Annotated in this window: 17 protein-coding genes and 2 riboswitches; of the genes, 8 read left to right on the top strand and 9 right to left on the bottom strand. The window is 69.2% G+C overall.

What is annotated here, in order from left to right; genetic code table 11:
- The first annotated feature begins 13 nt into the window (after window positions 1-13).
- Window positions 14-619, top strand: coding sequence for a PH domain-containing protein (locus AC3ENX_RS02705; RefSeq protein WP_434810291.1), 606 nt, complete (start codon window positions 14-16; stop codon window positions 617-619).
- Here AC3ENX_RS02705 and AC3ENX_RS02700 read toward each other — a convergent pair.
- The 3 genes from AC3ENX_RS02700 to AC3ENX_RS02690 form a co-directional block, all read right to left on the bottom strand.
- Window positions 610-1785 (bottom strand): ABC transporter permease, encoded by a 1176-nt coding sequence (locus AC3ENX_RS02700; protein WP_434810290.1) that lies wholly within the window; start codon window positions 1783-1785, stop codon window positions 610-612. The genes AC3ENX_RS02705 and AC3ENX_RS02700 overlap by 10 nt on opposite strands.
- 1 nt (window position 1786) lies before the next feature.
- Window positions 1787-3322 carry an ABC transporter permease gene (locus AC3ENX_RS02695; protein WP_434810289.1) on the bottom strand — a complete coding sequence of 512 codons (1536 nt, stop codon included), beginning with the start codon at window positions 3320-3322 and terminating at the stop codon, window positions 1787-1789.
- A 200-nt stretch (window positions 3323-3522) separates the two neighbouring features.
- On the bottom strand, window positions 3523-5388 hold the full coding sequence (locus AC3ENX_RS02690) for an ABC transporter family substrate-binding protein (RefSeq protein WP_434810288.1): 1866 nt from the start codon (window positions 5386-5388) through the stop codon (window positions 3523-3525).
- A gap of 156 nt (window positions 5389-5544) precedes the next feature.
- Here AC3ENX_RS02690 and AC3ENX_RS02685 point away from each other — a divergent pair, with 156 nt between their 5' ends.
- Window positions 5545-6354: a CPBP family intramembrane glutamic endopeptidase gene (locus AC3ENX_RS02685; RefSeq protein WP_434810286.1), complete on the top strand. Its 810-nt coding sequence runs from the start codon at window positions 5545-5547 to the stop codon at window positions 6352-6354.
- Window positions 6355-6711: 357 nt separating this feature from the next.
- Here the strand turns inward: AC3ENX_RS02685 and gcvP are convergent, their stop codons facing one another.
- The 4 genes from gcvP to AC3ENX_RS02665 form a co-directional block, all read right to left on the bottom strand.
- Entirely contained in the window at window positions 6712-9540 is a 2829-nt protein-coding gene (gene gcvP, locus AC3ENX_RS02680) for an aminomethyl-transferring glycine dehydrogenase (RefSeq protein ID WP_434810388.1), read from the bottom strand.
- A 53-nt stretch (window positions 9541-9593) separates the two neighbouring features.
- On the bottom strand, window positions 9594-9974 hold the full coding sequence (gcvH, locus tag AC3ENX_RS02675) for a glycine cleavage system protein GcvH (RefSeq protein WP_434810285.1): 381 nt from the start codon (window positions 9972-9974) through the stop codon (window positions 9594-9596).
- Complete coding sequence (gene gcvT, locus AC3ENX_RS02670; protein WP_434810284.1) at window positions 9971-11077, bottom strand: glycine cleavage system aminomethyltransferase GcvT; 1107 nt, start codon at window positions 11075-11077, stop codon at window positions 9971-9973. Before gcvT ends, gcvH begins: the two co-directional genes overlap by 4 nt.
- A 50-nt stretch (window positions 11078-11127) precedes the next feature.
- A riboswitch (glycine riboswitch) is annotated at window positions 11128-11237 on the bottom strand.
- 1 nt (window position 11238) lies between these two features.
- A riboswitch (glycine riboswitch) is annotated at window positions 11239-11334 on the bottom strand.
- A 61-nt stretch (window positions 11335-11395) separates the two neighbouring features.
- Window positions 11396-12568 (bottom strand): MarP family serine protease, encoded by a 1173-nt coding sequence (locus AC3ENX_RS02665; RefSeq protein ID WP_434810283.1) that lies wholly within the window; start codon window positions 12566-12568, stop codon window positions 11396-11398.
- A gap of 202 nt (window positions 12569-12770) precedes the next feature.
- Here AC3ENX_RS02665 and AC3ENX_RS02660 point away from each other — a divergent pair, with 202 nt between their 5' ends.
- Genes AC3ENX_RS02660 through AC3ENX_RS02635 form a run of 6 tightly spaced genes read left to right on the top strand, consistent with a single transcriptional unit; the run spans window position 12771 to window position 19450 of the window.
- The gene (locus AC3ENX_RS02660; RefSeq protein ID WP_434810282.1) at window positions 12771-13484 is read left to right on the top strand and encodes an NUDIX hydrolase; all 714 of its coding nucleotides are present in this window, start codon (window positions 12771-12773) and stop codon (window positions 13482-13484) included.
- Between the two features lie 57 nt (window positions 13485-13541).
- Entirely contained in the window at window positions 13542-14867 is a 1326-nt protein-coding gene (gene nadA / locus AC3ENX_RS02655) for a quinolinate synthase NadA (protein ID WP_434810281.1), read from the top strand.
- The gene (gene nadB / locus AC3ENX_RS02650; RefSeq protein WP_434810280.1) at window positions 14864-16486 is read left to right on the top strand and encodes an L-aspartate oxidase; all 1623 of its coding nucleotides are present in this window, start codon (window positions 14864-14866) and stop codon (window positions 16484-16486) included. The genes nadA and nadB overlap by 4 nt, the downstream gene beginning before the upstream one ends.
- Window positions 16483-17349, top strand: coding sequence for a carboxylating nicotinate-nucleotide diphosphorylase (gene nadC / locus AC3ENX_RS02645; RefSeq protein WP_434810279.1), 867 nt, complete (start codon window positions 16483-16485; stop codon window positions 17347-17349). Before nadB ends, nadC begins: the two co-directional genes overlap by 4 nt.
- Window positions 17349-18491 (top strand): cysteine desulfurase family protein, encoded by a 1143-nt coding sequence (locus AC3ENX_RS02640; RefSeq protein WP_434810278.1) that lies wholly within the window; start codon window positions 17349-17351, stop codon window positions 18489-18491. Before nadC ends, AC3ENX_RS02640 begins: the two co-directional genes overlap by 1 nt.
- Window positions 18488-19450 carry a glycosyltransferase family 2 protein gene (locus AC3ENX_RS02635; protein WP_434810277.1) on the top strand — a complete coding sequence of 321 codons (963 nt, stop codon included), beginning with the start codon at window positions 18488-18490 and terminating at the stop codon, window positions 19448-19450. Before AC3ENX_RS02640 ends, AC3ENX_RS02635 begins: the two co-directional genes overlap by 4 nt.
- 3 nt (window positions 19451-19453) lie before the next feature.
- On the opposite strand, the gene AC3ENX_RS02630 is transcribed toward AC3ENX_RS02635, so the two are convergent.
- Both AC3ENX_RS02630 and AC3ENX_RS02625 read right to left on the bottom strand, forming a co-directional pair.
- Entirely contained in the window at window positions 19454-21172 is a 1719-nt protein-coding gene (locus AC3ENX_RS02630; protein WP_434810276.1) for a bifunctional metallophosphatase/5'-nucleotidase, read from the bottom strand.
- A gap of 78 nt (window positions 21173-21250) precedes the next feature.
- Window positions 21251-23209 carry an ABC transporter ATP-binding protein gene (locus AC3ENX_RS02625; protein WP_434810275.1) on the bottom strand — a complete coding sequence of 653 codons (1959 nt, stop codon included), beginning with the start codon at window positions 23207-23209 and terminating at the stop codon, window positions 21251-21253.
- Window positions 23210-23261 lie beyond the last annotated feature (52 nt).

The raw sequence follows: 23261 nt of genomic DNA, 5'->3' as shown, positions 1-23261 counted from the left end.
TCAGGATGGGCAGATGCCCGATCCGGTCGTCTTCCGCCCGCGCGGCGGCGTGGTTCTCGCCGCCGTCGCCATGTCCGTCTGCGCTGTCGCCCTCATCTGGCTCGCCGTCACCGACGGACCCGTGGCGGTGCTGCAGTGGGGTTGGCCGATCATCGCGTTCGGCTGGTTGGCGTGGCTGCTCTACATCCGCCCGACCGTCACGATCTCTGAGGGCTTCATCGAGATCCGCAACCCGTTGCGCACGCATCGGGTGCCGTGGGGCGACATCACCGATGTCGAGTCGCGCTACGCCCTCACGGTGCGCACCGTCGACGGTCGCATCCTGCGCGCCTGGGCGGCACCTGCGCCCGGCGCCCGCCAGGCGCTGCGTACGCGGCGCGAAGACGTGCACCGCGCGCCCGGAGACGGCGACACGCGCCGGCCGTCGGATGCCGAGGGCACCCTCTCCGGTGACGCGGCGACCCTTGTGCACCGCGGTCTCGAGCGTCACCGTCGCTCCGGCGCTCCGGGCCTGCCAGGTGGCACCGTGACCAGCTGGGCGGTCCTGCCCGCGGGCACCACCGTGCTGTTGGTGGGAGCGGCGATCGCGTCGCTGTTCGTGCTGTCCGTTCACGCCTGATCGTCCTTCCCGCGGCGCGCCGCCGGGGGCGCATCGGAGGCGACCCCGCGCGGGTCGTCAGCGCTGGTCTCCGACACGAGCACCGAACCGGGCTGCACCGACGGCACAGCCGCAACCGCCTTGGCGGCCTTGCGCTTGCTCACCTTCGACTGCTGGCGCGGGTCGAACGCGTCGCGCAAGCCGTCGCCGATGAAGTTGATGCAGAGGGCCAGGATGATGATGAAGAAGCCCGGCCACCAGAACAGCCATGGCCGCGTGCGGAACGCTTCGCGGTACTCCGAGATGATCTGACCGAGTGACACGTCGGGGTAGGTGATCCCGAAGCCGATGAAGGACAGAGCCGCCTCGATGAGGACCGCGGCGCTCATCAGCAGCGTCGTGTTGACGATGATGACGCCGACCGCGTTGGGCAGGATGTGGCGGAAGATGATCCGGCTGTTGGAGGCGCCGGCGACGCGAGCGGCATCCACGAATTCTCGTTCACGCAGCGCGAGGAACTCACCGCGCACCAGTCGCGCGAGGCCCGTCCAGCTCAGGATCCCGAGGAACAGGCCGAACACCCAGGCGGGCGATCCGCCGAGCAGCTTGCCGATGATCGAGCCGATGACGATGATCGGGATGATGATCACGACGTCGGTCATGCGCATGAGCACCGAATCGACCCAGCCGCGGAAGAACCCGGAGAGCGCGCCGACCACAACGCCGAGGACGAGCGAGACGGCGCCGACCAGGAACATGACCGTGATCGACTGCTGCGCACCGCGCATCACCTGCGCGAACACGTCCTTGCCCAGCGTGTCCTGCCCGAACGGGTGCTCACCGATCGCGAACGGGACGAGACTCATCGTCGGCTGGCCGCCATTGACGATTGGATACGCGGTGTACCAGTCCTTGTCCCACCATCCGGGGATCCGCCAGCCCGACAGGCGCAGGGTGCCCTCGGAGGTGGCGCTGAGCGCGCCGCTGCCGATGACGGTGCCGACGGAACTGAAGGCGAACACGATCGTCAGGAAGAGGACCATCAGGGCGATCATGGCGCCGCGGTGACGGAAGAAGCGGCGGCGGACGAGCTGCCCCTGGCTGAGACCGGCGATGGCCTTCTGCTCGAGCGACTGTTCCGACCCGCGGTCTTCGGGGGCGTCGGTGGAAAGTGGTGTGGTCGACATGTCAGCTCACCCGAATCCGGGGGTCGAGGGCGGAATACAAGAGGTCGGCGATCAGGTTGAAGATGACCGCGAGGACGCCGGTGACGACGAAGAAGCCCATCACCAGGTTCACATCTCCTCGCTCGAGCCCGGTCACGAACAGTGATCCCATCCCGCGCCAGGCGAAGATGGTCTCGGTGATGACGGCGCCGCCGATCAGCGCCCCGATGTCGAAGGCGATGATCGTCGCGATCGGGATGAGGGCGTTGCGCATGGCGTGGCGGACGATGACCGTTCGTTCGCTCAGGCCCTTGGCGCGTGCGGTGCGCACGTAATCCTGGTTCATCACCTCGAGCAGACTCGAGCGGGCGTAGCGGGTGTATGCCGCGATCGAGACCAGCGAGAGCGCGATGGTCGGCAGGATCAGGTGGGTGAACCCGTCCATGATCTGGAACCACATGTCGCCACGCAGGTTCGGCGTCTCCGAGCCGATTGTCGCGATCGCGCCGGATTGCGGGATACGGCGAAGATAGTCGGGGTAGACGAGCATCGTGCGGTCGATGACCATGACGAAGAAGGTGATGAAACTCACGATCGCGGCGGTCCGCGCCGCCTCCTTCTTGCCCTCGCCGCCGATCAGCAGGCCGACGCCGACGCCGAGCAGGATCGAGACCACGTACATTCCCAGCAGCATCCAGCCCTGCGGCACGAACGTGAACAGGTACTGCATCGGCTGGTAGAGCGCTGCCCACACGGCGACGGTGATCAGCGCCGCGTACAGGGTGCGCCGGTTGGCAAGGCCCGTCGAGATCGCGGTGACGCCGACAGCGGCCGCAAGCCCGGTGATGATCACGCCGATGATGCCGACCGTGGGGCGTGAGAACCAATCGGTGACCTGCAGGAACGCGAGGAGGAGCACGACGGCGGCAAACGCCGAGCCGAACGTGATGAGGCGCTTGCGCACGTCGCCCCCGAGCACGCTCATGAAGATGACGCCTGCGATCAAGCCGGAGACGATCATCGCTGGGATCGATATGTACGGATCAGCGAGAAACTGGTTGAACTGGATCGCGCCGTACTCCTTGAGCAGCACGGCGATCCAGAAGATCGGGAGCGAGTAGACGATGAAGGTCAGGAAGGTGACCGTGTAGTCGAATCCGCTGTACTGGCGCAAGGCGGTCAGGATGCCGATGGTGATACCGACGATGATCGCGATGATGGTCGCGGCGGTGACGAGCTGGATCGTCGAGCTGGCGGCATTGGCGACAGCGGCAGTGACGGGTTGGTCGCTTCGGCTGAAGGCGATGCCGAGATCGCACTGGAAGATGAGGCATTTCGATGCGCCACCGAGCCAGGTGAAGTAACGCACGACCGGCGGCAGATTGAGGCTCAGCTGTTCGATGCGCTGATCGATCCGCTCCTGCCGGTCCGACGACGTGCTGCCGCGCAAGTCGGCCAACGGGTCCGATCCGATGGCGGTCAGGTTGTACACGATGAACGAGGCGACCAACAGAACCAGGAGGATCGCGCCGAGTCGTCGAAGGATGAAGGTCAGCAAGAGCTACCTCCCGGGGGTGTCGCTGAGGTCATGGCCGTTCCGATCGGGAAGTCCGGTGAGTGAATAGTACGGGTCGGGGCCCGCTCGTGGTCAGCCCCGACATGACTGTGGGTGCCGAAGGGTCTCCTCGGCACCCACAGTCCTGCATGTCGCGGTGTCGGCCGGGCGGGACACGCCCGCCCGGCCGACATCAGCGCGGCTTATTCGCCGTCAGCCGGCGTCCACTCCCAGAAGTTCCAGAAGTAGTCGGGGCTCAGCGGCATGGCCTTGACCTCCGTCACGCGGTTGCTCGAGACGAGCAGGCCCGGGTGCTGGAAGATCGGGATCGACACTGCGTCGGCCCAGATGCCCGTCTCAGCGGTGGTCAGGAGCTCGGTCTGTTCGTCCGCGTCCGACGTGACGTTCAGCGTCTTCAGCGCGTCCGAGACCTCCTGGTTGCAGTAGCCGTTGTAGTTACCGCCCTTGGCCATCGGCTCGTCGTAGCAGGCGTAGATCTGGTCCGAGCCACCGACAGCGAGCGAGGTCTGCGACCACGCGAAGATCGTCGCGTCGTGCGGGTTGATCGGCTCCTGCGACGGGTCGGTGAAGACCCAGTTCGGCTCGCTCTCGTCGACCAGCGTGAAGCCGGCCTTCGCCGCCGAAGAGGCGATCAGCTCGAACTCCTGGCCACGACGGACGTTGCCCTCGGGGTACCAGAAGCCGACCTCGACCTCGCCGGTGACGCCTGCCTCAGCGAGCAGCGCCTTGGCGCCCTCGATGTCGACCGCAGCGTAGTCAGCCGAGCCGTTCGCCTCCGAAAGGATCGGGTAGCGCTCGCCGTCGGCCTCGCTGACCAGGTGCGTGTTGCGCACGGTGGCCTCGGGGTTCAGCGGCTTGATGATCTTCTCGACGATCTCGTCACGCGGAATGGTCTTCAGGAACGCCTGGCGAACCTTGAGGGCCTTCTCCTCGTCGCCGCCGTACGTGGCGGGGTCGAACGGACCACCGTTGTTGACGGTCAGGTCGACGTGCTCGTGCGAAGCCTGGACACCGGTCTGCACCTCGGCGGTGTCGATGTCGTTGGCCAGCTGGAGGATGTCGGCCGTCGGCTGACCCGTCCAGATGTCAAGCTCCCCCGACTGCAGCGCCTGCAGCGCCGTGGTCGAGTCCGCGATCGCGCGAACCGTGATCCGCTCGTACTTCGGCGACGGACCCCACGTGAACAGCGGGTTCGCCTCGATGGTCGTGTACTGGTCCTCGACGGTGTCGACGAGGTTGTACTGACCGGCGGTGAGGAACGCGGCCGGGCTGTCGGGCATCGACGTGTAGACGTAGTCGTCGTTCCACGCGGTCGCCAACGCGGTGAGCACCTCGGTGTCGCCGTCCTGGATGGCAGAGATGACCGCTGCCTTGGCATCCTCTGCGAAGGCCTTCGCGGCATCCTGGTACGCCGTGAAGTTCTCGTCGCTGTCTTCGCCCTGGTAGGTGTCCCACGCGGCCTGCACGTCGGAGTACTCCTCCGGGTAGGCCAGCGCGTAGGTGCCGTGCGCCGAAACGCCGAGGGGGCCGATGAGCTCCCAGTCGACGTAGGGCTCGTCGTAGACGAACGTGATCTCCTTCTCGCCGATCTCGGGGGTCTCGGTGACCAGGTTCCAGCCGGACGTGGACGCGGGAGCCCAGCCGCCTTCGACGTTGCCCGACATGGCAGCCCAGTGCATGAGCATGTCGGCCTCGTCGATCGGCACGCCGTCGGACCAGACGGCTTCGGCGGTGATCGCGTAGTCGACGGTCAGCGGGTCGTCGCTGCTCTTCTCCAGCGTGCCGAACTCCTCGTTGTGGACGAGTTCGGGGGTGTTGTTGTAGTAGACCCACGACGACGCCATGTCGGTCATGTACTTGATGTTCGAGTTGGCGGTGTTGTTACCGGCCGAGCTGCTCGAGTTGAACGCCATGAAGCCTTCGTTGTAGGCAACGAAGAGCTCGGTGCCTTCCTGAACCTCCGACTGGTACGGGTTGCCGCAGCCCGAGAGCGCAAGCGCTCCCACGGCCACAACAGCCACGCCCGCCGAAAGACGCGCGATCTTCACATTTCCTCCTGTGCAAGGGTTGTGCGCCCAGCCTGAAGCAACCCTGGGCGCGGATAACCCACACCATAAGCAGACCGCACACTCCTGGCAAACGCGCCGCGCGAAACCGTTACAGATCCTTTACTGAAATCAACATGCCTGTGACATTCTGACAACGTGACGGATACAGAGCCCGAGTTTTCGCGCAGTTCCCCGCGCACGCAACGCGCGCTTCGCACACGGTTGTGGTGGGAGATCGCGCTCGTCCTCGCACTCTCCGTCGGCCGGTCCGCGCTCTACTCGGTCCTCTCGCTGATCCAGGCGCTCACCCGCGAGGAATCCCTCGGGTCGCAGTCGACCTCACTGAACCCCGGCGCCGATGCGGAGCAGTTCTGGGATGTGCTGTCCCAGTTCCTCTCGCAATTCTTCGCGCTCGTTCCGGTGGCCCTGGCCATCTACTTCCTGTGGGAGCCGACTCGCTCGGCGTTCGCACGCATCGGTCTCGACTTCGGTCGGATCGGCCGAGATGCCGCGACCGGTGTGCTGCTGGTGGCGGTCATCGGCATCCCCGGCCTCGCCCTGTATGCCGGCGGCAGGGCACTCGGCATCACGGTGCAGGTGGATGCCTCACCACTCGATTCGTCGTGGTGGACGATTCCGCTCCTCCTGCTTGCAGCGCTGCGCGCGGGGCTCACCGAGGAGGTCATCTTCATCGGATACCTCTTCGACCGGCTGCGCCGCCTGGGGTGGAGCACCTGGACGATCATCCTGTCGACCGCGGCACTGCGCGGCGCGTACCACGCATACCAAGGCTTCGGCGCGATCGTGGGCAACATCGCGATGGGTGTCGTCTTCGGCTGGGTGTACCACCGCTGGGGCCGTGTCATGCCACTCGTCATCGCCCACGCCCTGATCGACGTCATCGCCTTCGTCGGCTACCCCCTCGCCGCCGCGTGGTGGCCGGCGCTCTTCGGCCTCCCCGCCTGACTTTCGCGCTCCGGCCGCCCGTCCCCGGCCCGCGAGAGTACATCTGGCCGCCGAGAGCGTGGGGTTCACCCGTTATCTCGGCGCGCGGTTGTTCGCTCGCTGGACGCGTCGGGCTCACTCCGATCGCCTTCTGCACAAGGGCCGCGCCACGTGGGTTGTCCCCAGACACGCAGGTTCCGGGGGTGCGATGGCGTCGTGAGCGAGCACAGTGACGGGATGCCCGTTCTGCCGCTGCGCACGCGCCCTGCACCGACGACCCTGTGGGGCGCTGCCGACGTCCCGCGTCTGACGTCCGAAAGGACGGGGGCTACCCATCCTCTCGGCGCGCCGATGTACTCTCGCGGATCTGAGGCTGGATCAGGCGAAGGCCTCGACGGGCGGGCAGGCGCAGACGAGGTTGCGGTCGCCGTAGGCGTTGTCGATACGGCGGACGGGGGGCCAGTACTTCGTGCGGACGATGCCGGGGATGGGGTACACGGCCTGCTCGCGGGTGTAGGGATGCTGCCAGTCCGTCGCGACGGCGGATGCGGCGGTGTGCGGGGCGTGCACGAGCGGGTTGTCGTCGGCGGGCCACTCCCCTGCGGCCACCGCCAACGCCTCGCGCTTGATCGCGGCCATCGCGTCGACGAAGCGGTCGAGCTCGCCGAGATCCTCCGACTCGGTGGGCTCGACCATCAGCGTGCCGGCGACGGGGAACGACATCGTCGGGGCATGGAAGCCGTAGTCGATGAGGCGCTTGGCGACGTCGTCGACGGTGATGCCGGTCTGCTCGCGCAGCGGCCGCAGGTCGAGGATGCACTCGTGCGCGACGAGCCCGCCCTCCCCCGCGTACAGCACGGGGAAGTCACCTGCCAGACGCGCCGCGACGTAGTTCGCGGCGAGCACCGCGGCGCCGGTCGCGTCGCGCAAGCCCTCGGCGCCCATCATCCGCACGTACGCCCACGAGATCGGCAGGATGGATGCCGACCCGTACGGCGCCGCCGAGATCGGACCGCCGTCGAAGACGAACCCGCCCGCGTGCTCGGCGCGCTGCGCCAGCGGATGCGACGGCAGGAACGGCGCGAGGTGTGCCTTGGCCGCCACCGGGCCCACACCAGGCCCGCCGCCGCCGTGCGGGATCGCGAACGTCTTGTGCAGGTTCAGGTGCGACACGTCGCCGCCGAGGTCGCCGAAGCGGGCGAATCCCAGTAGCGCGTTGAGGTTCGCGCCGTCGACATACACCTGGCCGCCGGCGTCGTGCACCGCGGCGGTGATGTCGACGACATCGTGCTCGTACACGCCGTGCGTCGACGGGTAGGTGATCATCAGCGCCGCGAGCGTCTCGGCATTCGCCGCGATCTTCGCGCGCAGGTCGTCGAGGTCGACGTTGCCGGCCTCGTCGCACGCGACGACGACGACCTTCATACCGGCCAGCACGGCGGATGCCGCGTTCGTGCCGTGCGCGGACGACGGGATGAGGCACACGTCGCGCGTCAGGTCGCCGCGGGAGTGGTGGTAGCCGCGGATCGCGAGCAGTCCGGCGAGCTCGCCCTGCGAACCGGCGTTCGGCTGCAGCGACACGGCGTCGTACCCGGTGACCTCAGCGAGCCACGACTCGAGCTGCTCGATCATGACGAGGTACCCGGCGACGTCGTCTGCGGGCGCGAACGGGTGCACGCGGGCGAACTCGGGCCACGAGACGGCGGCCATCTCGGTCGCCGCGTTGAGCTTCATGGTGCACGAGCCGAGCGGGATCATGCCGCGGTCGAGGGCGTAGTCGCGATCGGCGAGCTGCTTCAGGTAGCGCATCATCGCCGTCTCGGACCGGTGCGTGTTGAACACCGGATGCGTGAGGTACTCGTCCTCGCGCGCGAGCGCAGCGGGCACGCCAGTCGCCTCGGGCAGGATGCCGAACACCCGGTGCTCCGGTCCCCCGAACACCTGCGCGAGCACATGCAGATCGGCGATCGTCGTGGTCTCGTCGACCGAGATGCCGACCGAGTCGGAGTCGCGGAACCAGACCTGGAAGCCCCGGTCGCGCGCCGCGTAGACGACCTGGTCGGCACGCCCCGGTGTCGCCACGACGAGCGTGTCGAAGAACGCGCCGTGGAGCACGTCGGCGCCGGCATCCACGATCCAGTCGCGCAGCAGCGTCGCCTTGCCGGCGACCTCGGCGGCGATCGACCGCAGCCCGTCGGGTCCGTGGTAGATGGCGTACATCGACGCCATGACGGCCAGCAGCACCTGCGCGGTGCAGATGTTCGACGTCGCCTTCTCACGGCGGATGTGCTGCTCGCGCGTCTGCAGCGACAACCGGTACGCGGGGTGCCCCTCGGCATCCTGCGACACACCGACCAGGCGGCCCGGCAGCTGGCGCTCGAGTCCTGCGCGGACGGCCATGTAGCCGGCGTGCGGGCCGCCGAAGCCCATCGGCACGCCGAAGCGCTGCGTCGTGCCGACCGCGACATCGGCGCCGAGCGATCCGGGCGAGCGCAGCAGGGTCAGCGCGAGCAGGTCGGCGGCGACCACGACCAGTCCGCCGGCCTCGTGCACGGCCGCGATCGCGTCGGTCGGGTCCCAGACCCGGCCGGTCGCGCCGGGGTACTGGATGAACGCGCCGAACGCCTCGAGGACCTCGGCGCGTCTGGTCTCGCCTGCGGCTCGCTCAACGACCGAGGCGAAGTCGGTCTCGACGATGCGGATGCCGAGGGCTGCGGCACGGTGCTCGAGCAGCGCGCGAGTCTGCGGCATCGCGTCGGCGTCGACGAGGAAGACGTCGGAGCGCGACTTCGAGGCGCGGCGTGCGACCAGCATCCCCTCGACGACGGCGGTGGACTCGTCGAGCATCGACGCGTTCGCGGTCTGCAGTCCGGTGAGGTCGGTGACCATCGTCTGGAAGTTGATGAGCGCTTCGAGGCGCCCTTGCGAGATCTCGGGCTGGTAGGGCGTGTACGCGGTGTACCAGGACGGGTTCTCGAGCACGTTTCGCGCGATGACCGACGGGGTGATCGTGTCGTAGTAGCCGAGGCCGATCATGGCGCGCGCGGGCCGGTTCATCGAGGCGAGCGCGCGCAGCTCTGCGAGCGCCTCCGCCTCCGACGCCGCGGGCGGGATGACACTGTCTTCGACCGGCGCGACGTGGATGGATGCCGGCACGGCACGCTCCACGAGCGCCGCAACCGACGGATGCCCGAGCACGTCGAGCATGTGCCGCTGGGCGGCGTCGTCAGTGCCGATGTGGCGTGCGGTGAACGGAACGCTCACGCCTCGCCGCCGGTGAGCTCGACGTAGGCGGCGCGGTCCATGAGTGCCTCGACGTCGGCCGGGTCGACCCGCACCTTGATGAGCCACGCGGCGAAGGCGTCCTGGTTCACGAGCGACGGGTCGGCGTCGACGGCGTCGTTGATCTCGACGACCTCGCCGGTCAGCGGTGCATAGAGCTCGCCGACCGACTTGGTCGACTCGATCTCGCCGCACACGCCGTTCGCGGTGATCGAGGTGCCGGCGGCGGGCAGTTCGACGAACACGACGTCGCCGAGCTTGTCGGCGGCATAGTCGGTGATGCCGACGGTCGCGATATCGCCGTCGAGGGCGACCCACTCGTGCTCCGCGGTGTACTTGAGGCTGGTCAGGTCGGTCATGCGTTCCTCCGGTAGAAGGGCAGGGCGGTCACGGTGGCGGGGATGCGGGTTCCCCGCACGTCGATGAAGAGATCGGTGCCGACCGCGGCGGATGCCGGGGCGACGAAGGCCATCGCGATGGGATGGCCGAGGGTGGGGCTGAGGGCGCCGGAGGTGACCTCGCCGATCGTGGTGCCCTCGGCATCCAGCACGGCGTAACCGGCACGGCCGGCGCGACGCCCCTCGGCGACGAGACCGACGAGTACGGGAGCCTCGGCATCCGCTGTGGCGAGCGCGTCCTTGCCGACGAACGACTCTTTGTCGGCGGCGACGACGCGGCCCATGCCCGCCTGGGCGGGGCGGATGTCGACCGACAGTTCGTGGCCGTGCAGCGGCATCCCGGCTTCCAGGCGCAGCGTGTCACGGGCGGCGAGGCCCGCGGGGACGAGCCCGTGTGGCTCCCCCGCAGCGAGCACGGCATCCCACAGGGCACTGGCCTGCGCATTGGGCACCAGCAGCTCGAACCCGTCTTCGCCGGTGTACCCGGTGCGCAGGATCATGAGCTCGACGCCGTCGAAGGATGCCGCCGACCACGCGTAGTACCCGAGATCTGCGAGTGCGGGCTCGACGGCCGAGATGCCTGCGGTCGCCTCGAGCACTGCGCGGGCGCTCGGGCCCTGCACCGCCAGCAGCGACAACTCGTCGGTGCGATCGACGACGGTGACGTCGGTGAACGCTGCGGCGCGCTCGGCGAGCGCCGTCGCGACGAGGTCGCGGTTTCCGGCGTTGGAGATGAGCAGGAAGTGCTCGTCGGCGAGGCGATACACGATGACGTCGTCGAGCACACCGCCGGTCTCGGTCAGCAGCAGCGAGTACTTCGCTCTGCCGACCTTCATCGAAGAGAGCCTCCCGGCGAGTGCGACGTCGAGGAACGTTGCAGCACTCGGCCCGGTGACGTCGAACTCGGCCATGTGTGAGATGTCGAACAGGCCGGCAGCGGTGCGCACGGCGTGGTGCTCGGCGAGGTCGGAGGTGTAGCGCACCGGCATCGACCAGCCGCCGAAGTCCGTGAACGAGGCGCCCAGGGCTGTGTGCCGATCGTGGAGCGGGGTACTGCGGGTCATGAGTTCTCCCGAATGGATGCGGGCGGATGCCGGGAACGGCATCCGAGAACTCCCCCTCTGTCATTGGCCTGAGAGTTTCGCCACCAGCCTCGGAAGGCGGGGCTTTCACCGTCGGCACGACCACCGATGCAGGAGCACCCCGGGTCGTTTTCCAGAGCGGCCGGACGTGAGCGGTACGCGGACCTGAGAGATTGGCGGGGAGGCTTGCTCCTTCGGTGCCCGGGCCTCGCGGTCCGGAGCTCTCCCGCACACGTCATGCGGCCTGTCTTCAGTTACCCGGTCAGCATAGCGGGCCGGTGGGCGAATCGGGGCGATCGACTAGTTGCTGCAGCGACCGCTGCCCACGGCGGCATCCGACGAGGCGACCCCGGCCAGGACCGGGTCGAGTTCGTCGGTCGTCATCGCATAGCCGCGGGTCTCGTCGTCCTCGCCGCGGGCGAACACGACGCCGGTGACCGCGCCGTCCTCGGTGAGCAGCGGGCCCCCGGAGTTTCCCGGACGCACGAGTGCCTCGAGCGCATAGACCGCACGCGGCGCAGAGGACGAGTCGTAGATGTCGGGAACGGGTGCGGTGCCGACCGACAGGACGTAGGCGGCACCGCTCGTGAACGGTCCCCCGAGTGGATACCCCTGCACCGCCACCGGGGTGCCGGCGCTCACCGGTTCAGCGATCGGCAGCGGCGTCGCGCCGAGATCGTCGACTGCGATCACGGCGAGGTCGTCGACCGGGTCGAAGTAGACGACACGCCCCTCGCGCGCTTGGCGGCCGGGCAGTTCGACGACGGGTGTGTCCACGCCGGCGACGACGTGGGCATTGGTGACGATGAGGTCCTCGGCCGCGACGAATCCCGAACCGGTCACCGAAAGCCCGCAGGCGTAGGCCGTGCCACTGATGCGTGCGACCGATGCCGCTGCCTCCTGCAGCTCGGGGTCATCGAGCGAGACGGGCGGCGCGGTCGGCTCGACCTGCGGGGCGAGCAGTTCTTCGACCCGCGGAATGCCCTCATCGATGACGAAGCCGCGCAGCTCGGCCAGTGCCGCATCGACGGGCGCGGGGGTGAAGGCGTCGAGCGTTCCGATGACGCGCGAGGAGGCGATCGCGGGCGAGAGGATCGGCGTCCCTGAGGCCGTGACCGCGCCGGCGACGAGCAGCAGGACGAACCCGGCGACCGCGGTGTCGACGACCCCGCCGAGGATGCGATCGAGTACGCCGAGCTTCGACTTCTCGACCCCGCGGCGCAGCGCGAGTCCGACACCCGCACCGAGGGCGACCCCGAGGGCGACGACGGCGAGTGCTGCCACGGTGAGGACCAGTGAGCGGTATTGCCAATCGGCGACGCCGGGTGCGATGAGCGGTACGACCCAGACCGCGGCGACCACCCCGATGACGAGGCCAACGATCGTGCCTGCTGTGGCGACCAGCCCGCGCGCGATGCCGATGGCCAGGCCCGCGATCAGCACGAGGATCGCGAGGATGTCGACGATGAGCACAGGTGGCCTCTCGGTTCAGGCAGTCAGGCGTTCGGGCAATCAGGCAGCCAGGCGGTCAGTCGGCTCACGGGTCGGGCCGATGCCGTCAACGGTATGCGACGCGGCTGGGAGCATGCCATCCGTCACACGCAGCGGATGCGTCGTCACCGACTTGCCCTTCAGGTGCATCTGACTCTAAGATCGCATCGAGGTTAAAGTCACCATGACACAAACAAGCGCTCCGGTCTCCGGCGACATCCGTGTCGCCGTCTCGACGGTCATCTTCAGCCTCCGGCATCACCCGGGGCAGGACCGACCGACCGTCGTGCTGCCGCTCGTACGCCGAACGCGCGATCCGCACGAAGGCGCCTGGGCCCTGCCGGGTGGATGGCTGGGCGTCGACGAGGGCTTCGAGACGGCTGCATCGCGCACCCTCGCCGAGACCACGTCGCTCGCGCCGAGCTACCTCGAACAGCTCTACGCGTTCGGCGATGTCGATCGCTCCCCCAGCCGCGTCGTCTCGATCGTGTACTGGGCGCTGGTGCGCGAAGAGGAGGCTTCGACCGCACACCGTGACCGCGTCGATGACGAGAACGTCGCGTGGTTCGACGCGAACGACCTGCCCGACCTCGCCTTCGACCACGCGCACATCATCGACTACGCACTCTGGCGCCTGCGCAACAAGGTCGGCTACAGCCGCATCGCGCACGGGCTGCTGCCCGACGCGTTCACCCTCGCCGATCTGCGCGAGGTGTACGAAGCGATCCTGGGGCGCCGTCTCGATCCCGCCAACTTCCGGCGCCAGGTCGAGAACTCCGACACGCTCCTCCCCACCGAGACCTTCCGCACGGGCAGCCACCGACCGGCACGGCTGTACCGCTACAACCAGGACGTCGAACTGGCCGAACGCGGCCCGCTGCCCGCCGCCCGCACTTGAGGTCCGCAGCTGTCCCCCACATCTTGTCCGGAAGCTCCTGACCGAAAAGGACGCATCATGACCGTCACGAACCTGACCCTCGAACCCCGCCCCGTCGACCCCAGCGTCGACCACGCGATCCAATCGATCGTGCAGGGCGCCTCGACCGACGAGACCTGCAACACCGAGCTGGCCGCCGGGCCCTGGAACTTCGACACCCGTCCCGGGTACGGGCCCGGATCGTCGATGGGAGATGTCATCCCCACCGGCGCCCCGCGGCAGGGCGAGTTGCCCACCGAGTACCGCGAGGCGAGCGAAGAGGATCTCGACGCCCGCATCCGCGCCGCCAAAGCCACCCTCGGTGACCGTGTCGTCGTGCTCGGCCACTTCTACCAGCGCGAAGAGGTGGTGCAGCACGCCGACTACGTCGGCGACTCGTTCCAGCTCGCCGGGGCCGCCAAGGCGCACCCCGAGGCCGAAGCGATCGTCTTCTGTGGGGTGCACTTCATGGCAGAGACCGCCGATCTGCTTTCCGGCGACGACCAGGCGGTCATCCTCCCCAACCTCGCAGCGGGCTGCTCGATGGCCGACATGGCCGACATCGACCAGGTCGAGGAATGCTGGGAGCAGCTTGCCGACGTCTTCGGCGACATGGACACGCCGGATGCCGATGACCTCCTGCCCGTCATCCCGGTGACGTACATGAACTCTTCCGCGGCGATCAAGGGCTTCGTCGGCCGCCACGGCGGCATCGTCTGCACCTCCTCCAACGCGCGCACCGTGCTCGAGTGGGCGTTCGCGCGCGGCCGCCGCGTGCTGTTCTTTCCTGATCAGCACCTGGGTCGCAACACGGCGAAGGCGATGGGGGTGCCGCTGGAGCAGATGCCGATGTGGAACCCCCGCAAGCCGCTCGGCGGATCGACCGAGGACGAGATCGAGGGCTCGCGCGTCATCCTGTGGCACGGCTTCTGCTCGGTGCACCGCCGCTTCACGGTCGACCAGATCGACCAGGCCCGCGCCGAGCACCCCGGCGTGCGCGTGATCGTGCACCCCGAGTGCCCGATGCCGGTCGTCGACGCCGCCGACGAGGCGGGCTCGACCGACTACATCCGCAAGGCGATCGAGGCGACGACCGAACCGACCACGTTCGCGATCGGCACCGAGATCAACCTCGTGCAGCGTCTCGCGGCGCAGCACCCGCAGCACGAGATCTTCTGCCTCGACCCGGTCGTGTGTCCGTGCTCGACGATGTACCGCATCCACCCCGGTTATCTCGCGTGGGTGCTCGAATCGCTCGTTGCGGGCGAGGTCGTCAACCGCATCGTCGTCCCGCCGTCCGTCGCCGAGCCCGCCCGCGTCGCGCTGGAGCGGATGCTCGCCGCCAAGCCCCCGGCGGCGGCATGATCGTCCACGCCGTCGTCGTCGGATCGGGCATCGCGGGCCTCACGGTTGCGCTGCACGCCGTCGAACGCGGTTGCACGGTCACGCTCGTGACCAAGGACGTGCTCGATCACGCGAACACGCGCTTCGCGCAGGGCGGGATCGCGGGCGTCATGTTCGCCGACGACCGCGCCGACGACCATGTGCGCGACACGCTCACCGCCGGGGCGGGGCTCTGCGATCCAGAGGCCGTGCAGGTCCTCGTCGACGAGGGGCCCGACCGCATCCGCGAACTGATCGCGCTCGGCGTCGACTTCGACACCGACGCCGACGGCGCATTCGTGAAGGGTCTCGAAGCGGCGCACTCCTACCCGCGCATCCTGCACGCGGGGGGCGACGCGACCGGCACCGAGATCGAGCACGCGCTCGTCGAGCGGCTGCGCGCGAGCCGTGTCGAGGTGATCGAACACGCGTTCCTCGTCGACCTCATCGCCGACGCGGGTCGTGTCACCGGCGTCGACCTCATCGTCGGCGAGACGCCGGAGCACGCCGGCACGCGCCGCACCGTCGAAGCGGATGCCGTCGTGCTCGCGACCGGCGGGGTCGGCGAGCTCTACGCCCACACCACCAATCCCCCGGTGGCCACCGGCGACGGGATCGCCGCGGCGCTGCGGGCAGGAGCCGCCGTCTGCGAACTGGAGTTCGTCCAGTTCCACCCGACGATCATCGCCGTGGGTGACGCGTTCCTCGTCTCCGAAGCGGTGCGCGGCGAAGGCGCGACGCTCATCGACGACGAGGACCGCCAGTTCGTCTTCGACACGCATCCCGACGGCGAACTCGCGCCCCGCGACGTCGTCGCCCGCGCGATCGCCAGGCGTGCCCGCGAGCAGGGCGCCCCCGTGCGCCTGGACTCGACCGTGCTCCACAGCACCGACGCCGGCGAGCGCGCCGCATACCTCGCGCGGCGCTTCCCGACGATCGATGCCGCTGTGCGGGAGCGGGGGCTCGACTGGGCGAAGGACCCGATCCCCGTCACCCCCGCGGCCCACTACCTGATGGGCGGCATCTCCACCGATCTGCACGGCCGCACCTCGCTGCCGGGGCTCTACGCGGTCGGTGAAGCCGCCCGCACCGGCGTGCACGGCGCCAACCGTCTCGCGTCCAATTCGCTGCTCGAAGGCGCCGTGTTCGGTGCCCGCGCGGGCGATGTGATCAGCGCCGACGCGGACGCCACCGTGTGGCCGGCGGGCGACCTGCCGCGCGGCGCAGCCCCCGCGAACCCACACGATCTGCGCGAACCCACACAGTTCGCCGCGCAGAAGTACGAGGGTTCGGCGAAAGCGTGTGGGTTCGCGAGCTTCTCGCGCGACGCCCTGCAGCAGCTCATGTGGACGCACGCGGGACTTGAGCGCGATGCGGCGGGGCTGGAGACCGCCGCGGCCACGATCGCGAGCTGGCTCGCCGCACCTCGGCATCCGGTCAGCGAACGCGACCACGAGGACGAGAACCTGCTGCGCGTCGCGGCGCACCTCGTCGCCGCGGCCCGCGACCGTACCATCTCGGTCGGCGCCCACCATCGCATCGACGCCGGCCCCGAAACCGGGCCGAGCGCGACGCCCGTCGCCGAAGGAGTCCCCGCATGATGACCCTCGCCGCCGTCGACCGGATCGTCGCCGCCGCCCTCGAAGAGGACGCGCCCTGGGGCGACATCACGAGCGAAGCGCTCATCCCCACCGGCGCGGTCGCGACGGCAGTGCTCGCCGCGCGCGAACCGGGCATCTTCAGCGGGAGTGCCGTCTTCGACGCCGCGTTCCGCCTCACCGATCCGACGATCGCGGTGGCGTGGCAGGTCGCGGACGGCGACCGATTCAGCGCGGGCCAGACCCTCGCGACGATCACGGGCCCGGCGCGCGCGGTCCTCACGGCCGAACGGATCGGGCTGAACTTCGCGCAGCGCATGTCGGGCATCGCGACCCTCACCGGCTCTTACGTCGACGCGGTCGCCGGTACCGGGGTGCGCATTGCCGACACGCGAAAGACGACTCCCGGGCTGCGGGTACTCGAGCGGCACGCCGTTCGCAGCGGCGGCGGCCACAACCACCGGCACTCGCTCTCGGACGCGGTCATGGCAAAGGACAATCACCTCGCCGTCCTCACGGCGAGCGGACTGTCGGTGACCGAAGCGCTGCTGCAGGCGAAGACGCGACTGCCGCACACGACGCACATCGAGGTCGAGGTGGATCGCCTGGCACAGATCGAACCGGTGCTCGCCGCCGGCATCGGCACGATCATGCTCGACAACTTCTCGCTCGACGACCTGCGCACCGGGGTCGCCATGGTCGCGGGGCGGGCGACCGTCGAAGCGTCGGGCGGTGTGACCCTCGAGACCGTGCGCGCCATCGCCGAGACCGGCGTGGACGTCATCTCGGTCGGCGCCCTCACGCATTCGGCGCGCGCGCTCGACCTGGGACTCGACGTGCGGGTGGAACTGCCCGCGAGCAGCTGATGCTCTACCTCGACCACGCTGCGACCACCCCCGTGCGCCCCGAGGTGCGCGAGGCGATGCTGCCGCTGCTCGGCGCGCAGTTCGGCAACCCGTCGAGCCATCACACGGTCGGCGAGCACGCCGCAGCGGTCCTGGCGGACGCACGCTCGCGGGTCGCGGCGGTCTTCGGTATGCGGCCCGGCGACATCGTGTTCACCTCGGGTGGCACCGAAGCGAACAACCTGGCGATCAAGGGCATCGCGGTCGCCGATCTGCTGCGACACGGCCGCCCCGGACACATCGTGACGACCCCCGTCGAACACGAATCCGTCCTGGCGTCGTGCGCCCACCTGGATCGCGTCTACGGCGTCGCGGTGTCGTACCTCCCGGTCGATGCCACCGGGGTCGTGTCCCCCGACGACGTGGCCGCGGCCCTCCGCGACGACACGGCGCTCGTCTCGATCGGGTACGCGAACAACGAGATCGGCACGGTACAGGATGCCGCGGCCATCGCCGCCGTCACGGCCGCGCGACGCGTGCCGCTGCACCTGGATGCCGTGCAGGCCGCCGGGTGGCTCCCGCTGGCGGGTACGGGTGCCGACGCGCTGTCGATCGCCGGGCACAAGGTCGGCGCACCGCAGGGCATCGGCGCGCTCGCCATCCGGGGCCGCGTGCCGCTCGAACCGCTCATCCACGGTGGCGGGCAGGAGCGCGAACGTCGCAGCGGCACCGAGAACGTCGCCGGCGCCGTCGGCCTCGCCGTGGCACTCGAACTCGCGGAGGCGGAACGCACCGCCGACACCGCCCGCACCGTCGCCCTGCGCGACGCGTTCATCGCCGCGACCCTCGCGGCCGTGCCCGAAGCACGCCTGACCGGTCACGCCACGCGGCGGCTCGCGGGCACGGCGAGCTTCACCTTCGCGGGCGTCTCCGGCGAGGCTGTCCTGCTCGAACTCGAGCGGCGCGGCGTCGTATCCTCCAGCGGGTCGGCGTGCGCCGCCGGCAGCGATGAGGCCTCGCACGTGCTGGTCGCCCTCGGCATCCCGGCCGAGGTGGCGCAAACCGCGGTGCGATTCACGTTCGGACACGGCGCGTCCTTCGACGCGACGCCGCTCGCGCGCGCGGTCGCCGACGCCGTCACGGCAGTACGATCGACCGGGTGAGCCTCCCCGTTGTCACCGTCATCGTCCCCGGCCGTGACGTCGCCGCCTACGCGGATGAGGCGATCGCATCGCTGCGCGCACAGACCCTCACAGACTGGTCGGCGGTGCTCGTCGACGACGGGTCAGAGGATGCGACCGGTGCGATCTTCGACGCCGCGGCGCAAACCGACCCGCGGTTCCGCGTCGTGCACAACGATCGGCCGCGCGGGCTCGGCGCGGCACGCAACACGGCGCTCGATCTCGTCGAGACGCCGCTGGTCGCCTTCCTCGACGCCGACGACCGGTACACGCCGGACGCGCTCGAACGGCTCGTCTCGACGATCACCGCATCAGGCAGCGACTTCGTCGTCGGCGCGTATGTGCGGCTGCGTGCCGACGAGGCCGGCATCTACGCGCCCGGCATCGTGCAGCCGTGGGTGGCTGCCGCGACCGCGCCGGAGCGCCGTGCGACGACGCTCGACCGGCATCCGGATGCCTCCGGCAACATCGTGGCGTGGTCGAAGGTGAGCCGCATCGAGTTCTGGCGTCGCCACGGGCTGCGCTTTCCGGTCGACAAGCTGTACGAAGACCAGCTCGTCGCGCAGACGATGTACACGCGCGCCCGCGCCTTCGACGTCATCCCCGACGTCGTCGTGCACTGGCGCGAGCGGGCCGACGGCTCGTCGATCACGCAGCACAAGGACGAAGTCGTCGTCCTCGGCGACTATCTCGACGCCATGCGCGGCGGGCTCTCGATCCTCGATACCGCCGACCAGCGTGCGGCGGCAGCGGCGCGCGTGCGCCTCATGCTCGACATGGACGTGCCACCGCTGGTGCGGATCGCGCAGGATCACCCCGATGGCGCATATCGCCGCGCGCTCGGCGCGTTCGTGCGTCCGCTGCTGGAGCGCGCCGAACGCGAACAGATCGCCCTGGACGCCGGAACGGCGGCGCTGCGCGCCGCCGCCCGGCTCTGGTGAGCGTTACAGCTCGTTGACGCGGTCGGTTCCCGGCGGCGTTACGGGGCTGTAGGTGCCGAGGTAGTTCACCAGCGCCTCCAGGTCGCTTACCCCCGTGATGCGGTCGGCGGGGTCGACCTCGGCGAAGGTGGTGAAGCTGTCACCGCCGTCGGCGAGGAAGTTGTTCGCCGTGACCATGTACGTCGCACCGGGATCGATCGGCGCGCCCTCGAACAGCACGTTCGTGACACTCACCGAGGTGCACGTGGCGACCCCGCCGATCGTCTCGACCGTCGTCGCGAGATCGTAGGTGAGCGCATCGGAGACACCCAGATGCAGGATCGGACGTGACGAGCCGGCCGGCTGGCACTGCTCCTCCAGCACCGACACGATCTGCGACCCCGTCATCGGGAACGTGGAGAGGATGTTGTTGAACGGCTGGAAGGTCTGCGCTTCACCGAACGTGACGACGCCGGGTGCCTCCCCCGCCGACGACTGCCCGTACAGCAGGTCGGAGCGCAGGCCACCGGGGTTCATGAACGCGAGGTCGGAACCCGCTGCCGACATCGACCACTGCTGCACGTCGGCGGCGAAGTTGCCCGCGGAGGACTCGACGCCTCGGTCTGCTCCGGAAGGCGTGCCGCCGCGCAGGATGTCGCCGGTGATCTCGCCGACCGGCACGTCGCCGATCTCGGCGGCGAGCGGCTCCCACTTCTCGACGATCGCCGTCTGTGCGGCATCCGGGGTCAGCTCGTTGTGCAGCACGGCGTGGTTCGTCGCCGATGACAGGTCGCGGCGGACGTCCTTCGTGCGCTTGTCGAGCACGAGGTTCACCTCGCTCACGACGCGGCCGTACGAGTACGCGCTCGTGACCATGCGGTCGACGCCGTCGGGGTCGGGCAGCGTGCAGTTGTAGGGCATGTGGGTGTGTCCGGTGACGAGCGCGTCGACGGCGGGGTCGAGGCCCGCGTTGATCGCGACGATGGGCCCGGAGACGTTCGCGCAGCCGTCGACGGTGATCGGGTTCGGGATGCCGCCTTCGTGCAGCAGCACGACGATCGCCTCGACGCCCTGAGCCTGCAGTTCGGGAACGAGCGCGTTGGCCGTTTCGACCTCGTCGAGGAACTCGTACCCGCGAACGCCGGATGCCGCCACGAGCGTGTCGGTGGCTTCGAGGGTCATGCCGATGAAGCCGACCTTCACGTTCTGGAACTTCTTGATCCAGTACTCCGGCAACGGGGTCGCGCCGGCTTCGTCGACGACGTTCGCCGACAGCCACTGGAAGTCTGCGCCGGCGAACGGCTCGTCTTCGAAGTAGCACCCGTCGACGGGGTGGCAACCGCCGTTCTGCATGCGCAGGAGCTCTGTCACACCCTCGTCGAACTCGTGGTTGCCGACGCTCGAGACGTCGAGCCCCATGGCGTTGAGCGACTCGACGGCAGGCTCGTCATGGAACAGGCCGGAGAAGAACGGCGAACCGCCGATGAGGTCGCCCGCGGCGGCGGTGACGGAGTACTTGTGTCCGGTCCGCAGTTCGTTCAGCTTCGCCGCGAGGTAGGGCGCACTGCCGGCGTCCTGCCCGTCGACCGTGCCGGCATCGCCCGGCTGCACGTGTCCGTGGAAGTCGTTGAACGCCAACACCTGCACATCGATGAGCTGACCGGGTGGGTCCTTCTTCGGCGCGGCGCTCGCGGGGGCCGCGAGGGCCAGTGCGGCAACGGACAGGGAGACTCCCAGGGCCATGGCGGCCCGGACGGTTCGACGCATCATTCACCTCTCGGATAGCGGCACTGCTGTGTGCCGAGGTCGACCCGCCTCACGCTATGAGTCTGCTGGACGCTCGTCAATGGCCCCCGCCGTGCGCGTGGACGGTTCGTCGCGTGGGGTGAAGGTGTCGATGCGCGCCGCGGCGACCTGTTGCGCGGCGAGTTCGGCATAGAGCCCACCGGCTGCGTGCAGTTGCGCGTGCGTGCCGGATTCGACGATGCGACCGGCCTCGACGACGTGGATGACGTCGGCGCCGATCACCGTGGACAGCCGATGGGCGATCGTGAGGGTGGTGCGTCCCTTCGCCGCCTCGTCGAGCGCTGCCTGCACAACGCGCTCGGAGACGGTGTCGAGCGCACTCGTCGCTTCATCGAGCAGCAGGACGGGCGGGTCCTTCAGCAGCACCCGCGCGATCGCGACGCGTTGCTTCTCACCACCCGACAGGCGGTAGCCGCGCTCCCCCACGACGGTGTCGTACCCGTGCTCGAACCCGGCGATGACGTGGTGGATGTTGGCGGCGCGGCACGCTGCCTCGAGCTCGGCGTCGCTGGCATCCGGCTTGGCGTAGCGCAGGTTCTCGGCGATGGTCGCGTGGAACAGGTAGGTCTCCTGCGAGACGATGCCGACGTGATCGATGATCGACTCGGCTCTGAGCGCCCGCACGTCAACACCAGCGAAGCGCACCGAGCCCGATTGGGCTTCGTACAACCGTGGCGCCAGGTACAGCACCGTCGTCTTGCCCGCGCCAGACGGTCCCACGAAGGCGACGTGCTGGCCCGGCTCGACGACGAACGAGACGCCGTCGAGTGTCGGCTGCGCATCCGGTGCGGCGTCCGGGTAGCGGAACACGACGTCGCGGAACTCGATGCGTCCTTGCGGCCCGGGCGCGTCCGCCACGTCGATGGCGTCAGGGGCGTCGGTGATCGCCGGGCGCAGGTCGAGGTATTCGAAGATGCGGGCGAACAGTGCGGCGGAGGTCTGCAGGTCGAGCGCAACCCGCATGAGCCCCATCAGGGGTTGCAGCAGTCGCGCCTGCACGGTCGTGAACGCGACGACCGCGCCGGCCGTCAGTGATCCGGCATCCCCCGTGATGAGCCAGCCCGCGACGAGGTAGATGATGGCTGGAACGCTCGACATGAGCACCTGCACGACCGCGAAGAACCCCTGGCCGCTCATCGCGCGCCGAACCTGCAGGCGCACCTGGTTGCGATTCTCGGCCTGGTAGCGGTCAGACTCGGTGCGCTGCCGATTGAACGACTTCGACAGGAGGACGCCCGACACGCTCAGCGTCTCTTGCGTGATCGCGGTCAACTCCGACAGCGACTCCTGCGTCTGCGCCGCGATGCGCGCGCGCACCTGGCCCACGCGGCGCTGGACGAGCGCGAGCACCGGCATGAGCACGACCGCGATGAGGGTCAGTCGCCAATCGATCAGCACCATCGCCACGAGCGCGGCGACGACCGTGACGGTATTGCCGAGGATGCTGGTGACCGTGTTGGTCAGCACGCCGGCGACACCGCCGACGTCATTCTGCAGGCGGGATTGGATGACGCCGGTCTTGGTGCGCGTGAAGAATCCGAGTTCCATCGCCTGCAGGTGCTCGAACATGCGCACCCGCAGATCCCCGGTGACGCGGTTGCCCACGGTCGAGGTGAGCCACGTCTGCACCACGCCGACGGCGGCGCCGAGGAGGAAGAGTCCGACCATCGCCGCGACGAGCCACGACAGCAGCCCCAGGTCGGGCGCAGAGCCGTCGACAGGGAAGAGCGCGTCGTCGAAGATCCGTTGGACGAGCAACGGCGGAATCACCGCGAGTGCCGCGCCGACGACGACGAGCAGGCCGGTCACAGCGATGCGGGCGCGGTACGGCTTGAACAGCGCCACGACCCGTCGCCCGAGGTTCGCCACGCGCGGGGCGGCGGCGTTCTGCCGACGCTGCGCACGCTCGTCGACGCCTCGGAATCCCCCTGGTCGGCCGCCGCCGCCGGGGTGACCGCCGCCGCCCATGCTCATCGTTGATCACTCTACGACGCAGGCCCGACACCCGGGCGGGCGCGAGATCGGC

It is taken from the genome of Microbacterium sp. bgisy189 (assembly GCF_057707225.1).
The sequence above is the reverse complement of the archived record's forward strand: the minus strand, read 5'-3'. Positions and strand labels throughout refer to the sequence as shown.